This is a genomic window from Streptomyces sp. A012304, from assembly GCF_026008495.1.
GTDB lineage: Bacteria > Actinomycetota > Actinomycetes > Streptomycetales > Streptomycetaceae > Streptomyces.
This window is the reverse complement of record NZ_BQUN01000057.1, coordinates 13,742-27,573: the sequence shown is the minus strand read 5'-3', so window position 1 is coordinate 27,573 and position 13,832 is coordinate 13,742. Positions and strand designations below refer to the sequence as shown.

Genomic DNA, 13,832 nt, shown 5'->3' with positions numbered 1-13,832 from the left:
ACCGTCAAGTCACCTTGCGCCGAAGTCGGACGGAATTCGGCCATCCTCGGTCCACCTATGTTCGATTTCCCAACAGTAACGGACAAGATCTGACGCACCCTCCGTCCGTGCAGCCGCACGGTTCGCCCCGAGGAAGGTCATGGTCATGTCGCAGCCGCACGTGTCGTCCATGGACCGGCCGGACCATCCCCCGCGGATGGTCGTCAGCCGCCGTCGTCTCCTCGAAGGGTCGGCCGCCGTCCTCGGCGCCCTCGCCCTCTCCGGCCCCCTCACCGCCCACCGGGCGGCCGCGGCGGACGGCACCCCGGAGTGGAACGGCCACATCGGTGTCTTCCGGCTCGGCACCGAGCCGCCCCACACCACCCTCATGCCGTACGCCGACCTCGCCCAGGCCCTGGCCGCCGACCGCACCCGCTCGCCGTACCGGCTCAGCCTCGACGGCAGGTGGAAGTTCGCCCACGCCGACCGCCCCGACGACCGGGACGTCGACTTCCACCGCACCGACCTCGACGACAGCGACTGGGACACCATCCCCGTCCCCTCCGCCTGGCAGCTGCACGGCTACGACCGCCCGATCTACGTCAACATCACCTACCCGTGGTGGGGCCCCAACGGCCTGGGCGAGGAGACGCAGCCGCCGGCCGCCCCCACCCGCTACAACCCCGTCGGCCAGTACCGCCGTACCTTCACCGTCCCGCGTGCGTGGGCCGGACGGCGGACCTTCCTCCACTTCGAAGGGGTCAAGTCGGCCCACTACGTGTGGATCAACGGGGAGCTGGTCGGCTACCACGAGGACTCCTACGACCCTGCCGAGTACGACATCACCCCGTACCTCAAGCCGGGCACCAACCAGATCGCGGTGGAGGTCTACCGCTACTCCGACGGCGACTGGCTGGAGGACCAGGACATGATCCGGCTGAGCGGCATCTTCCGCTCGGTCTACCTGTACTCCACCCCGGCCGTGCACCTGCGCGACTTCCGGCTGGACACCCCGCTCGGCGACGACTACAAGGCGGCCGGACTCTCCGTCACCGCCAGCGTCCGCGACTACGGCGGCAAGGGCGCCGGCCGCTACTCCGTCGAGACCCAGCTGTACGACCCCAGCGGACACCCGGTGTGGTCCAGGCCGCTCCAGCAGGCCGTCGAGCTCGGCTCCGGCGAGGAGAGGACCGTCCGGGCGGCGAGAGCCGTGCCCGCGCCGCGCCTGTGGTCGGCCGAGCACCCCGACCTCTACACCGCCGTGCTCCGGCTGCGCGACCCCGCCGGCAGGATCGTCGAGACCCTCTCGCACCGCGTGGGGCTGCGCGAGTTCGCGCTCAAGGACGGCCTGATGCGCATCAACGGCAAGCCGGTCTCCTTCCGGGGCACCAACCGGCACGAGATGCACCCGGTCCACGGGTCGGCCCTCACCCGCGCGGACATGGTCGAGGACATCCGCGTCATCAAGCGGCTGAACATCAACACCGTCCGCACCTCGCACTACCCCAACAACCCCACGTGGCTGGAACTCGCCGACGAGTACGGCCTGTACATCGTGGACGAGACCAACCTCGAGACCCACGGCATCCGCGGCGAGTACCCCGGCAACCACGCCGAGTGGACCACGGCGTCCGTGGCCCGCGCCCAGAACATGGTCCACCGCGACAAGAACCACGCCTCCGTCGTCATCTGGTCGCTCGGCAACGAGGCGGGCGGCGGCAGCACCTTCAACGCCATGTACGACTGGATCCGCTCCTACGACGCCACCCGCGTCATCCAGTACGAGGGCGACGACCGCCCGGGCATCAGCGACATCCGCTCCGAGATGTACGACAGCCCCTCCCGCGTCGAGGCACGGGCGAAGGACACGGCCGACACCCGGCCCTACGTGATGATCGAGTACTCCCACGGCATGGGGAACTCCAACGGCAACTTCAAGAAGTACTGGGACATCGTCCGCCGCTATCCCGTGCTCCAGGGCGGCTGGATCTGGGACTTCGCCGACCAGGCCCTCGCCTGGCCCACTCCGGCGCGCACCCTGTTCACCGAGGCCGGGCCCGCGGCACTGCGCGGCGAGATCATGGCACCCGCCGGCTCCTTCTCCCGGGAGAAGGGCGTCCGCGGCGGCACCGTCTTCGCCCGCGACCCGCGCCTGGACCTCACCGGGTCCCTCACTCTGGAAGCCTGGATCACCCCGCACGTCACCGGATACCACCAGCCGATCCTCGCCAAGGGCGACACGCAGTACGCCCTGAAGCAGACGGACCGGACGCTGGAGTTCTTCATCCACGGCGGCGGCCAGTGGATCACCGCGAGCTGGGCCCTCCCCGACGACTGGACCGGCCGTGAGCACCACGTCGCGGGCGTCTTCGACGCCGGCACGGGCACCCTGACCCTCCACGTCGACGGCTCGGTGCGGGCCACCCGCACCACCACCCGGCGCCCCACCGACAACACCGCGTCCCTGGCCCTGGCCACCGACGTCGACAACCCCACCCGGGAGTTCAGCGGCACCATCCGCCGGGCCCGCGTGTACGCCCGCGCGCTGAGCGCCGCAGAGCTGGCCTCCGACAGCCGGGGCCCCGGCGACGACGGCGTACGGTTCTGGTTCGACGCCGCGACCGTCGACGTCACCGAGAAGCGGCCCCGCGCGAAGACGTTCCACGCCTACGGCGGCGACTGGGGCGACAACCCCAACGACGGGGCCTTCTGCGGGGACGGCATCGTGACCGCCGACCGCGGCCCCACCGGCAAGTCCGCCGAGGTCAAGCAGATCTACCAGGCCGTGGGCGTGGCACCGGCCTCGGGTGACGCACTGACGCCCGGAGCGGCGGTCACCCTCACCAACGAGTACCTCTTCACCAACCTCCGTGAGTTCGACGGCCGGTGGGAGCTCGTCGGCGACGGGAAGGTGGTGCGGCGCGGGAAGCTGAGCCGCGCCCAGCTGGACGTGGCGCCGCTGTCGAGCAAGGACGTCACCGTGCCCTTCGAACTGCCTGACGACCCGGCGCCGGGCGCGGAGTACTTCCTGCGGCTGTCCTTCACCACGCGGGAGTCCACGAAGTGGGCGAAGGCCGGCTTCGAGGTGGCCAAGCAGCAACTCGCCGTCGACGCGGGCGGCCCCGCCGTCACGCCGACACCGCTGGCCGCCGTCCCCGCGCTCCGCCACGAGGACGGCGACACGGCGGTCACCGTCACCGGCAGGGGCTTCTCGGTCACCGTCGACAAGCGGACCGGCGTCATCACCTCCTACCGGGCCGGCGGCGTCCAGCTGATCTCCTCCGGGCCGGCCCCGAACTTCTGGCGCGCGCCCACCGACAACGACCGGGGAAACGGCCACCACACCCGCAACCAGACCTGGCGCGACGCCGGCGCCCACCGCACCGTCACCGGCGTCGGTGTGCGCGCCCTGCGCGACCGGGCCGTCGAGATCAAGGTCACCGGCACCCTCCCGACGACCGCGCGGTCGACGTACACCACCACCTACACGGTGTTCGGGAACGCCGAGATCAAGGTCGACCACACCCTGCACCCGGGCTCCGCGAGCCTGCCGTACATCCCGGAGGTCGGGAGCATCCTGTTCCTGCCCGCCCGTCTGGAACACATCCACTACTACGGCCGCGGCCCCGAGGAGAACCACTGGGACCGCAACAACGCCACCGACGTGGGCCTGTACTCCGGCACTGTCACCGGGCAGTGGACCCCCTATCTGCGCCCGCAGGAGAACGGCAACAAGACCGACGTGCGCTGGGTCGCCCTCACCGACCGCGACGGCGTCGGCCTGCTCGCCACCGGTGAACCGCTGCTGGAGGTCAACGCCTCCCACTTCACGCCCGAGGACCTCTCGGCCGGCGTCCGCCACGACTACCAGCTCACCCCGCGCAAGGAGGTCGTCCTGCGGCTGAACCACCGTCAGATGGGGGTGGGCGGCGACAACAGCTGGGGCGCGCACACCCACGACGAGTACAAGCTGTTCGCCGACCGGGACTACGCCTACACCTACCGGCTGCGCCCGCTGACCGATGTGAGGCGGGCGATGGCCGCCTCGCGCCGGCCGACGGCAGGGGAGTGACGGACCCTGTCACTCCGGGGGACACGGTCAGCGAGGGCCGACCGTGTCCCCCGGCTCGTGCCGCAGCCAGCCGCCGTCCTGGAACTCCGCCGGGATCTCGTCCTCCCACGGGTCGACGCCCCGCGCCTCCAGCGCGTCGAACCACCCGTCCCGCCGCGACTCGGGCAGCCGCGTGCCGCACCAGGGACAGAAGACGATGCCGACGGACGACATGCCGCCGTCGTGGACGATCAGGCCGTACTCCTGGAACCGGGCGTCGAAACCGACGACCGCGTCCGGGCAGGCGAAGGCATCGGTGTGCGCGGGGCACCGCAGCTCCAGTTGGCGGGTCATCTCCGCGCAACAGTGTTCGATCATTCGCTCATTCTGCCCGGCGCACGGAAGAATCGGAGGCGCATTATTTGCTGGTACCTCCAGCACGACCCGTACTCCGCAGCATCCGCGTTCACGCACGTTCAGGCACTCCACGGAAAAGGAAAACCCCATGGTCGAGCAGGACGAACGCTTCGACGTCGTGGTCCTCGGCGCCGGCCCCGGCGGCTATGTCGCCGCGGTACGCGCCGCCCAGCTGGGCAAACGCGTCGCCGTCGTCGAGGAGAAGTACTGGGGCGGCGTCTGCCTCAACGTGGGCTGCATCCCGACCAAGGCGCTGCTGCGCAACGCGGAGCTCGCCCACATCTTCACCCACGAGGCGAAGACCTTCGGCATCAAGGTCGACGGACAGGTCTCCTTCGACTACGGCGAGGCCTACCGCCGCAGCCGCAAGGTCGCCGACGGCCGGGTCAAGGGCGTCCACTACCTGATGAAGAAGAACAAGATCACCGAGTTCGACGGCCGCGGCACCTTCCTCGACGCCCACACCCTTCAGGTCGCCGACTACGACGGCAACACCCGCACCATCGGCTTCGACCACTGCGTCATCGCCACCGGCGCCACCCCCAAGCTGCTGCCCGGCACCAAGCGCACCTCCCGCGTGGTGACGTACGAGGAGCAGATCCTCGCCGAGGACCTTCCGCAGTCGATGATCATCGCGGGCGCCGGCGCCATCGGCATCGAGTTCGCCTACGTGCTGCACAACTACGGCGTGAAGGTCACCATCGTCGAGTTCCTCGACCGGGTCGCCCCGCTGGAGGACGCCGAGGTCTCCGCCGAGCTCGCCCGCCAGTACCGCAAGCTGGGCATCGACGTGCTCACCTCCACCCGCGTCGACGCGATCGACGAGTCGGGCCCGCAGGTCCGCGTCACCGTCACCGGCAAGGACGGCGCGCAGCGGGTGCTGGAGGCCGACAAGGTCCTCCAGGCCATCGGCTTCGCCCCGAACGTCACCGGCTACGGCCTGGAGAACACGGGCGTGCGGGTCACCGAGCGCGGCGCCATCGACGTCGACGGCCGCTGCCGCACCTCCGTCCCGCACATCTACGCCATCGGCGACGTGACGGCGAAGCTGATGCTCGCGCACGCCGCCGAGGCGATGGGCGTGATCGCCGCCGAGACGATCGCGGACGCGGAGACCATGGAGCTGGACTACGCGATGATCCCGCGCGCCACCTACTGCCAGCCCCAGATCGCCAGCTTCGGCTACACCGAGGCCCAGGCCCGCGACCTCGGCCACGACGTGAAGGTCGCGAAGTTCCCCTTCACCGCCAACGGCAAGTCGCACGGCCTGGGCGACACCACCGGCTTCGTGAAGCTCATCAGCGACGCGAAGTACGGCGAGCTGATCGGCGGCCACCTGATCGGCCCGGACGTCACCGAACTGCTGCCCGAACTGACCCTGGCCCAGCAGTGGGACCTCACCGTCCACGAGGTCGCCCGCAACGTCCACGCCCACCCGACGCTGGGCGAGGCCGTCAAGGAGGCCGTGCACGGCCTGGCCGGCCACATGATCAACATGTGAGACGCGCGGGCGGACCTGCGGCGGGCCGTTCACCCGAACGGCCCGCCGCGCTCGCCGTCGCCGCGGGGCCGGGATGTCCTGACAACCGGAAAGGACACCCGCGCATGACCTCCCGCTCCGGCCCCTCCTCCGGCCCACCGCCCGGCGAGATCGGCACCGCCTGGTCCGTGCCGCCCGGCGGCCCGCGCCGCACCACCCGGCCCGGCACCCGCGACGTCCTCGGGGGCGTGCTGCTGATCTGCGGCGGCCTGCTCGCCGTCCTCCAGGGCGTCGCGGCGCTCGCCGGGGACGGCGTCCACGCCCGCGTCGGCTCCTACGTCTACGGGCTGACCCTCACCGGTTGGGGCCTGCTCCACCTCGTCCTGGGCGTCCTCACCGCCGCGACCGGAGCGGCCCTGCTCCGGGGCGCGGCCCGGGCCCGCCCCGCCGGCCTCCTCCTCGCCTCGCTCGGCCTGCTCGCCCAGTTCCTGTTCCTGCCCTACGCACCGCCGCGCTCGGCCGTGGTGGCGGCACTCGACGTCTGCGCGATCCGGGCCCTGACACGGGAGCCGCGACGACCGGCCTGAGCCCGCCGGCCACCCGCTCGCCGGAGGTGCTACTCCGCGTCGGCCGCGTCGCTGATGCCCAGCCGCAGGTGCTCCACGTGGTACACGGCCTGGTCGAGGAGTTCGGCGACGTGGTGGTCGTGCAGCGCGTAGACCACCGACCGGCCGCGCCGCTCGCCGACCACCAGTCCCAGGTTGCGCAGCAGCCGCAGCTGGTGCGAGCACGCCGACTGCTCCATGCCCACCTCGGCGGCCAACTCCGTGGCCGGCAGGGGGCCTTCGCGCAGCCGCGCGAGGATCAGCAGCCGGGAGGGGGTGGACAGGGCCTGGAGGGTGGTGGCCACCTTGGCGACGTTGTCCGCGTCCAGGCGCACGCGCTCGGCGGCTGTGGTGGTGACGGCTCCATGACCCATGCGGGGTATCTTACCCACCGCATATGAACAGATGAATGAGTCTTCATGTGTTCCTGTATGGTGGTCGGGTGTCCACGACTCTCGCCTCCCCGTCGGCCGTCGCCCCCGCCTCGACGGCACCCCGCCGCCGCACGCGCGTCCTCGCCCTCCCCGAGGCCCGCTGGGCCCTCGCCGCCACCCTCGCCTTCCTGCTCGGCCTGGGCGTGGACCTCGGCGGTGGACCGTCGTGGGTCTACGGACCCCTGTACGCGGTCGCCTATGTCACCGGCGGCTGGGAACCCGCGCTGGAAGGCCTGCGGGCGCTGCGGGAGAAGACCCTCGACGTCGACCTGCTGATGATCGTCGCGGCGCTCGGCGCCGCCGCGATCGGCCAGGTCCTCGACGGCGCCCTCCTCATCGTCATCTTCGCCACCTCCGGCGCCCTGGAGGCCCTGGCCACCGCCCGCACCGCCGACTCCGTGCGCGGCCTGCTCGACCTCGCCCCCGACACCGCGACCCGCCTCACCGCCGACGGCGAGGAGACCGTCCCCGCCGCCGAACTCGCTGTCGGGGACCTGCTGCTGGTCCGCCCCGGCGAGCGCATCGGCGCCGACGGCCGGGTCGAGGACGGCGTCAGCGAGGCCGACCAGGCGACCATCACGGGCGAACCCCTGCCCGTCGTCAAGCGCCCCGGCGACGAGGTCTTCGCCGGCACCCTCAACGGCACCGGCGCCCTCCGCGTCCGCGTCGCACGCGACCCCGCCGACTCGGTCATCGCCCGTATCGTCACCCTCGTCGAGGAGGCCTCCCGCACCAAGGCGCCGACCCAGCTGTTCATCGAGAAGATCGAACAGCGCTACGCCGTCGCCGTGGTGGTCGCCACCCTCGCCGTCTTCTCGCTCCCGCTCGCCTTCGGCGCGAACCTCACCGACGCCCTGCTGCGCGCCATGACCTTCATGATCGTCGCCTCGCCGTGCGCGGTGGTCCTCGCCACCATGCCGCCCCTGCTGTCCGCCATCGCCACCGCCGGCCGCCACGGCGTCCTGGTCAAGTCGGCCGTGGCCATGGAACGCCTCGGCGAGATCGACACCGCCGCCCTCGACAAGACCGGCACCCTCACCGAGGGCGCCCCCGAGGTCACGGAGGTGACCCCGCGGCCCGGCTCCGGCCTCGACGAGGACGCCCTCCTCACCCTGGCCGCGGCCGCCGAACACCCCAGCGAGCATCCACTGGCCCGGGCGGTCGTCGCGGCGGCGCGGGCGCGGGGCCTGCGGATCCCGCCCGCCGAGGACTTCACGGCCGTCCCCGGACAGGGCGTCACGGCCGTCGTCGAGGGCCGTACGGTGAGCGTCGGCCGCGCGGACCCCGACAGCGCCCCGGCCCCCTCGGAAGCGGGAACGGTGATCGAGGTCCGGGCCGACGGCACAGCCCTGGGCACCCTCACCCTCACCGACCGCCTCCGCCCGGCCGCCCCGGCCGCCACCGCCGCACTGGCCGGCCTCACCGGCACCACCCCCGTCCTCCTGACCGGTGACAACGCGCGGGCCGCCGCCCGGGTCGCCGAGGCGACCGGCATCACCGACGTACGCGCGGAGCTGCTGCCGGAGGACAAGGTGAACGCCGTCCGCGAGCTGCACCTCACCGGCCGCAAGGTGCTGTTCGTCGGCGACGGGGTGAACGACGCGCCCGCGCTCGCGGCGGCCCACTCCGGACTGGCGATGGGCCGGGCGGGTTCGGACCTGGCCCTGGAGACGGCGGACGCCGTCGTCGTCCGCGACGACCTCACCACCGTCCCGGCGGTCGTACGGCTCTCCCGCAGGGCCCGGCGGCTGGTGGTGCAGAACCTGGTGATCGCCGGTACGTTCATCACCGTCCTCGTCCTGTGGGACCTGATCGGCCACCTCCCCCTGCCGCTCGGCGTGGCCGGACACGAGGGATCGACGGTGCTGGTCGGGCTGAACGGTCTGCGCCTGCTGCGCGAACGCGCCTGGCAGGCATGACCCGACGCGCGGGCGGTGCTGTACAGGCGAGGTTGATGTCGGATTCTCGCCAGCGCCGCCCCCTCGGGTGGTCGATGCTGGACGCATGCAGAACGGGATGTACACCGACCGGGAGCGCTGTGTGCGCGCCGTGCAGTCCAAGGACGCGCGATTCGACGGATGGTTCTTCACGGCGGTCCTGACCACCGGCATCTACTGCCGGCCCAGCTGTCCGGTCGTGGCGCCCAAGCCGGAGAACATGACGTTCCAGCCGAGCGCCGCCGCCTGCCAGCAGGCCGGCTTCCGCGCCTGCAAGCGCTGCCGGCCGGACACCAGCCCCGGCTCCCCCGAGTGGAACCAGCGCGCCGACCTGGTCGCCCGCGCCATGCGGCTGATCGCCGACGGGGTCGTCGACCGGGACGGCGTGCCGGGCCTGGCCACACGCCTCGGCTACAGCACCCGCCAGGTCGAACGCCAACTCCTCGCCGAACTGGGCGCGGGCCCGCTCGCCCTGGCCCGCGCCCAGCGCGCACAGACCGCGCGGCTGCTGATCGAGACCACCGAACTGCCCATGGCGGACGTGGCGTTCGCCGCCGGCTTCGCCTCGATCCGCACCTTCAACGACACCGTGCGCGAGGTCTTCGCCCTCGCACCGAGCGAACTGCGCGCCCGCGCCCCCAAGAAGAACGCCGACCGGCCCGCGACACCGGGCACGCTCCAGCTGCGCCTGCCGTTCCGCGCCCCCCTCAACCCCGACAACCTGTTCGGGCACCTCGCGGCGACCGGCGTGCCGGGGGTGGAGGAGTGGCGCGACGGCGCCTTCCGGCGCACCCTGCGGCTGCCGTACGGGCACGGCATCGTGGCACTCACCCCGAACCCGGACCACATCGGCTGCCGCCTCACCCTCAGTGACCTGCGCGATCTCACCGTCGCCATCAGCCGCTGCCGGCGCATGCTCGACCTGGACGCCGACCCCGTCGCCATCGACGACCAGCTGCGCACCGATCCGCTGCTCGCGCCGCTGGTCGACAAGGCCCCGGGCCGCCGCGTACCGCGCACCGTGGACGAGGCCGAGTTCGCCGTCCGCGCGGTCCTCGGCCAGCAGGTCTCCACGGCGGCCGCCCGCACCCACGCCGCCCGTCTGGTCACCGCGCACGGCGACCCGGTGGAGGACCCGGAGGGCGGCCTCACCCACCTCTTCCCGACACCGGGCCGACTCGCCGCGCTCGACCCCGAGTCCCTGGCCATGCCCCGCACCCGCCGCACCACCTTCACCACCCTCGTCGCCCAGCTCGCGGACGGCACGCTGCACCTGGGCGTGGAGAGCGACTGGGCCGAGGCCCGCGCCCGGCTGCTCGCCCTGCCCGGCTTCGGCCCCTGGACGGTCGACGTCATCGCGATGCGCGCCCTCGGCGACCCCGACGCCTTCCTCCCCACCGACCTCGGAATCCGGCGCGCCGCCCAGGAGCTGGGCCTGCCCTCCACCCCGGCGGCGCTCACCGCCCGGGCGGCGGCCTGGCGCCCCTGGCGCGCGTACGCGGTCCAGTACCTGTGGGCGACCGACAGCCACCCGATCAACTTCCTGCCCGTGTAAGGAAAAACCGTGAAGCAACACACCGTCATCGACAGCCCCTACGGCCCCCTCACCCTCGTCGCCGACGACGGCGTCCTGTGCGGCCTCTACATGACCGAGCAGCGCCACCGCCCACCCGAGGAGAGCTTCGGCCCCCGCGACGACACCCTCTTCGCGGACGTGGAGGAACAACTCGAGGCCTACTTCGCGGGCGAGTTGAAGGAGTTCAGCCTCGAACTGCGCCTGCACGGAACGCCGTTCCAGCGCACCGTCTGGGCCGGACTCCAGCAGATCCCCTACGGCGAGACCCGCACCTATGGCGAACTCGCCGCCGCCCTCGGCAACCCCACCGCCTCCCGAGCCGTGGGCCTCGCCAACGGCAAGAACCCGATCGGCATCATCGTCCCCTGCCACCGGGTGATCGGCGCGAGCGGCAGCCTCACCGGCTACGGCGGCGGCCTGGCCCGCAAGCAGCGCCTGCTGGACTTCGAGAGCGGAAAGAGCGAGGCAGCCCTGTTCTGACCCAGGACCTAGCCGACCCACGCCCACCGGACGCCCGCGACCGCCCCCAGCAGCCAGGCGGGAGCGATCCATGTCCACCCCATCACCCGGCGCACCGACGGCAGCAGCCACAACCCCGTCGCCGTACCGGACGCCGTGACGGTGAGGAGACACGCCAGGACGATGGCGGCGTACGCGCCGTCGTCCCACGACCCGCCCGGGCGGATCGTCACGGCGGTCCAGCAGAAGAACGCGGCGACCAGCGTGAGCAGGGCCAGCGGCACGGCGAGGACTCGGCGCAGACAGCCGAGGTCCTCGTCCGGCACAGGATCAAGAAGCATGCGCTAGTCGCCCTCGTCGCCCAGCCGGCGCAGCAGCGCGGGCAGCGCGGTGCCGATCGGCTCCCGCACGACCTCGTCGGCGATCTCGTCGTACGGCGTCGGCTCGGCGTTGACGACGACCAGCCGGGCGCCGTGCTCGGCGGCGACACCCGCCAGTCCCGCCGCCGGCTGCACCTGAAGGCTCGTCCCGACCGCGACGAAGACCTGGCAGGCCTTGGTGATGGCGACGGCCTCGCCCAGCACCACCGGGTCGAGCCGCTCGCCGAACATCACCGTCGCCGACTTCAGGATCCCGCCGCACTCCAGGCACGGCGGGTCGTCCTCGCCGGCCTCGACCCGGGCGAGGACGTCCTCCATAGGACCGCGCGCATGGCACTTCGTGCAGACGACGCGGCGCGCCGTGCCGTGCAGTTCGAGCACCTTGCGGGCGGGCATCCCGGCGAGCTGGTGCAGCCCGTCCACGTTCTGCGTGATCACCCGCACCGGCACCCCGGACCGCTCCAGCGCGACGAGCGCCCGGTGTGCGGCGTTCGGCTCGGCCTGGAGCGTGCCGCCTGCCCGCCGCATCTGCCAGGACCGCCGCCGGATCTCCGGATCGCCCATGTAGTACTCGTACGTGACGAGCTTCTCGGCCTCCGGATCGCGCCGCCACAGCCCGTTCGGCCCGCGGTAGTCGGGGATGCCGGAGTCCGTGGAGACACCGGCCCCGCTCAGGACGGCGACGAGGGGCTTGGTCATGTCACCGAGGGTAGGACGGCGGATCCGGCCCGCGCGAACACATATCGAACGGGACCGCCCGGTGCTACCGTCGCGCCGGCTGCGCGCCGTGGACGCCGAGCCGCGCGACGCCCAGGGCCGAGGCCCCGGAAGCCCGGTCAGGACACCCGGACGCCGTTCTCCAGCTCCACCGTTCCCGAACCCTCCGCCAGCGCGTCCAACGCGGCCAGGATCCGCAGGCCCAGCTCGCCGAGGAGATACTCGGTGAGCTCCTCGCGCGGCACCAGCCGCCAGGACAGCAGCTCCTCCTCCTGGAGCCGGATCGCCTTCAGGTCCTCCTCGCCGAGGACCCCGCCGTCGTACACGTACGCCACCAGCGGCGGCCGGTTCGTGCCGTGCACCCAGTCGACCACGAGCAGCCGGCCCGGCTCGCGGTCGAGGCCGATCTCCTCCAGTGTCTCCCGCCGCGCGCCCTGGCGCGGGGTCTCGCCGTCGTCGGACTCGATGGTGCCGCCCGGGAGCGCCCACCCCTCGCGGTAGTTGGGCTCGACGAGCAGCACCCGCCCGTCCGCGTCCCGGAACAGCGCGGCGGCGCCGGCCAGGACACGGGGCAGGGAGGCGATGTAGCCGGCGTAGTCAGTCTCAGCAGTGGTCACGCGGGAAGGGTAACCAGCCGACACCCCGCACCGCCGGACGCGCACGGAAGCGCGGCGCCGGGCCCGGTCACGCCACGCCCGCCCCCACCAGCCGCACCGTCCGCTCCGCCAGCTCGCTGATCCGCACCCCGTCGAAGCCGAACACCGCGCTGCGCACCGTGTCCTCCAGCGGGTCCGTCCACTGTGCGGGCAGGGCCCGCGCACCGGTCAGGACACCGGTGACCGAGCCGGCCGTAGCGCCGTTGGAGTCGGTGTCCAGGCCGCCGCGGACGGTGAGGGCGATGGTCCGGGTGAAGTCGCCGTCGCCGTACAGCAGCCCCGCGGTGAGGACGGCGGCGTTGGGGACGGTGTGGATCCAGCCCATGCCCGCCGTCTCCTCCGCGACCGTGGCGACGGTGTCCTCCCAGCTCATGCCGGTGTCGTGCAGGGACGCGACGCGGCGCACGGTGCGGGCGAGGCGGCTGCTCGCCGGGACGACGGCCAGCGCCTCGTCGAGCGCCTGCCGCACCGTCGGCGCGGTGAACGCCGCCGAGATCAGCGCCGCCGCCCACATGGCGCCGTACACGCCGTTGCCGGTGTGGGACAGCACCGCGTCCCGGCGGGCCAGGGAGGCGGCACGGCGCGGGGCGCCGGGGCAGGTCCAGCCGTAGATGTCGGCGCGGATCAGGGCGCCGATCCACTCCTGGTAGGGGTTGTCGTACGTCGCCGTCAGCGGCGGCTTGAGGCCGTCGGCGAGATTGCGGTAGGCCACCCGTTCCGCCGTGAAGGTCTGGAGATAGGGCAGGCGCAGCAGCCACAGCTCACCGACCTGCTCGGTGCTGAAGCCGAAGCCGTGCGTCTCCAGCAGGTCCAGGCCGAGGATGGCGTAGTCGATGTCGTCGTCGCGGCAGCTGCCGTGGACGCGGCCGCGCACGCACTGGCGCCACTCCGGACGCAGCGGCGGGCAGTCGCCCCCGGCGGCCGGTTCGGGCAGATAGTCGGTGAGCGGCAGGGCGGCGGCCCGCCGCAGATAGCGGTCGATGTGCTCGCGCGTCCACAGGTCGCCCTGCTCGACCGGCTTGCCCAGCATGTTTCCGGAGATCCGGCCCAGCCAGCCCCCGAGGACGCGGTCGGCGAGTTCCTGCTCGCTGCCCACAGGGGTCATGGTTCCGGTGTACCCGATTCCGGCGGCCCACGCCCG

General features: G+C 72.5%; 12 protein-coding genes. 6 read left to right on the top strand and 6 right to left on the bottom strand.

Features of this window, described 5'->3' with window-relative positions; all coding sequences use genetic code 11:
- The first annotated feature begins 145 nt into the window (after positions 1-145).
- A complete protein-coding gene (locus tag ALMP_RS12465) occupies positions 146-4,051 on the top strand; it encodes a glycoside hydrolase family 2 TIM barrel-domain containing protein (RefSeq protein WP_264927059.1) in 3,906 nt (1,301 codons plus the stop codon).
- A gap of 27 nt (positions 4,052-4,078) precedes the next feature.
- Here ALMP_RS12465 and ALMP_RS12460 read toward each other — a convergent pair whose 3' ends face one another.
- Entirely contained in the window at positions 4,079-4,408 is a 330-nt protein-coding gene (locus tag ALMP_RS12460; protein WP_264927057.1) for a DUF6980 family protein, read from the bottom strand.
- 127 nt (positions 4,409-4,535) lie between these two features.
- Here ALMP_RS12460 and lpdA point away from each other — a divergent pair, with 127 nt between their 5' ends.
- Together lpdA and ALMP_RS12450 are read left to right on the top strand one after the other, a co-directional pair.
- Complete coding sequence (gene lpdA, locus ALMP_RS12455; protein WP_264927056.1) at positions 4,536-5,948, top strand: dihydrolipoyl dehydrogenase; 1,413 nt, start codon at positions 4,536-4,538, stop codon at positions 5,946-5,948.
- 104 nt (positions 5,949-6,052) lie between these two features.
- Positions 6,053-6,514 carry a hypothetical protein gene (locus ALMP_RS12450; RefSeq protein ID WP_264927055.1) on the top strand — a complete coding sequence of 154 codons (462 nt, stop codon included), beginning with the start codon at positions 6,053-6,055 and terminating at the stop codon, positions 6,512-6,514.
- Positions 6,515-6,543: 29 nt separating this feature from the next.
- On the opposite strand, the gene ALMP_RS12445 is transcribed toward ALMP_RS12450, so the two are convergent.
- Positions 6,544-6,906, bottom strand: coding sequence for a metalloregulator ArsR/SmtB family transcription factor (locus ALMP_RS12445; protein ID WP_264927053.1), 363 nt, complete (start codon positions 6,904-6,906; stop codon positions 6,544-6,546).
- A 35-nt stretch (positions 6,907-6,941) separates the two neighbouring features.
- Between ALMP_RS12445 and ALMP_RS12440 the strand changes: the two genes are divergently transcribed.
- From ALMP_RS12440 to ALMP_RS12430, 3 genes are all read left to right on the top strand, one after another.
- A complete protein-coding gene (locus ALMP_RS12440) occupies positions 6,942-8,885 on the top strand; it encodes a heavy metal translocating P-type ATPase (protein WP_264927052.1) in 1,944 nt (647 codons plus the stop codon).
- A gap of 97 nt (positions 8,886-8,982) precedes the next feature.
- Positions 8,983-10,458 (top strand): AlkA N-terminal domain-containing protein, encoded by a 1,476-nt coding sequence (locus tag ALMP_RS12435; protein WP_264927452.1) that lies wholly within the window; start codon positions 8,983-8,985, stop codon positions 10,456-10,458.
- A 9-nt stretch (positions 10,459-10,467) separates the two neighbouring features.
- Positions 10,468-10,959, top strand: coding sequence for a methylated-DNA--[protein]-cysteine S-methyltransferase (locus ALMP_RS12430; protein ID WP_264927051.1), 492 nt, complete (start codon positions 10,468-10,470; stop codon positions 10,957-10,959).
- A gap of 8 nt (positions 10,960-10,967) precedes the next feature.
- Here the strand turns inward: ALMP_RS12430 and ALMP_RS12425 are convergent, their stop codons facing one another.
- The 4 genes from ALMP_RS12425 to ALMP_RS12410 all read right to left on the bottom strand — a co-directional run bounded on the left by ALMP_RS12425 (position 10,968) and on the right by ALMP_RS12410 (position 13,796).
- Entirely contained in the window at positions 10,968-11,279 is a 312-nt protein-coding gene (locus tag ALMP_RS12425) for a hypothetical protein (RefSeq protein ID WP_264927049.1), read from the bottom strand.
- A 3-nt stretch (positions 11,280-11,282) separates the two neighbouring features.
- Complete coding sequence (locus ALMP_RS12420; protein ID WP_264927047.1) at positions 11,283-12,017, bottom strand: Sir2 family NAD-dependent protein deacetylase; 735 nt, start codon at positions 12,015-12,017, stop codon at positions 11,283-11,285.
- A gap of 137 nt (positions 12,018-12,154) precedes the next feature.
- On the bottom strand, positions 12,155-12,652 hold the full coding sequence (locus tag ALMP_RS12415) for an NUDIX hydrolase (protein ID WP_264927045.1): 498 nt from the start codon (positions 12,650-12,652) through the stop codon (positions 12,155-12,157).
- Positions 12,653-12,719: 67 nt separating this feature from the next.
- Positions 12,720-13,796: an ADP-ribosylglycohydrolase family protein gene (locus tag ALMP_RS12410; RefSeq protein ID WP_264927044.1), complete on the bottom strand. Its 1,077-nt coding sequence runs from the start codon at positions 13,794-13,796 to the stop codon at positions 12,720-12,722.
- Positions 13,797-13,832: the final 36 nt, after the last annotated feature.

Coding starts and splice junctions, on each gene's coding strand:
- ALMP_RS12465 (WP_264927059.1), top strand. CDS start 146: ATGTCGCAGCCGCACGTGTCGTCCATGGACCGGCCGGACCATCCCCCG.
- ALMP_RS12460 (WP_264927057.1), bottom strand. CDS start 4,408: ATGATCGAACACTGTTGCGCGGAGATGACCCGCCAACTGGAGCTGCGG.
- lpdA (WP_264927056.1), top strand. CDS start 4,536: ATGGTCGAGCAGGACGAACGCTTCGACGTCGTGGTCCTCGGCGCCGGC.
- ALMP_RS12450 (WP_264927055.1), top strand. CDS start 6,053: ATGACCTCCCGCTCCGGCCCCTCCTCCGGCCCACCGCCCGGCGAGATC.
- ALMP_RS12445 (WP_264927053.1), bottom strand. CDS start 6,906: ATGGGTCATGGAGCCGTCACCACCACAGCCGCCGAGCGCGTGCGCCTG.
- ALMP_RS12440 (WP_264927052.1), top strand. CDS start 6,942: ATGAGTCTTCATGTGTTCCTGTATGGTGGTCGGGTGTCCACGACTCTC.
- ALMP_RS12435 (WP_264927452.1), top strand. CDS start 8,983: ATGTACACCGACCGGGAGCGCTGTGTGCGCGCCGTGCAGTCCAAGGAC.
- ALMP_RS12425 (WP_264927049.1), bottom strand. CDS start 11,279: ATGCTTCTTGATCCTGTGCCGGACGAGGACCTCGGCTGTCTGCGCCGA.
- ALMP_RS12420 (WP_264927047.1), bottom strand. CDS start 12,017: ATGACCAAGCCCCTCGTCGCCGTCCTGAGCGGGGCCGGTGTCTCCACG.
- ALMP_RS12410 (WP_264927044.1), bottom strand. CDS start 13,796: ATGACCCCTGTGGGCAGCGAGCAGGAACTCGCCGACCGCGTCCTCGGG.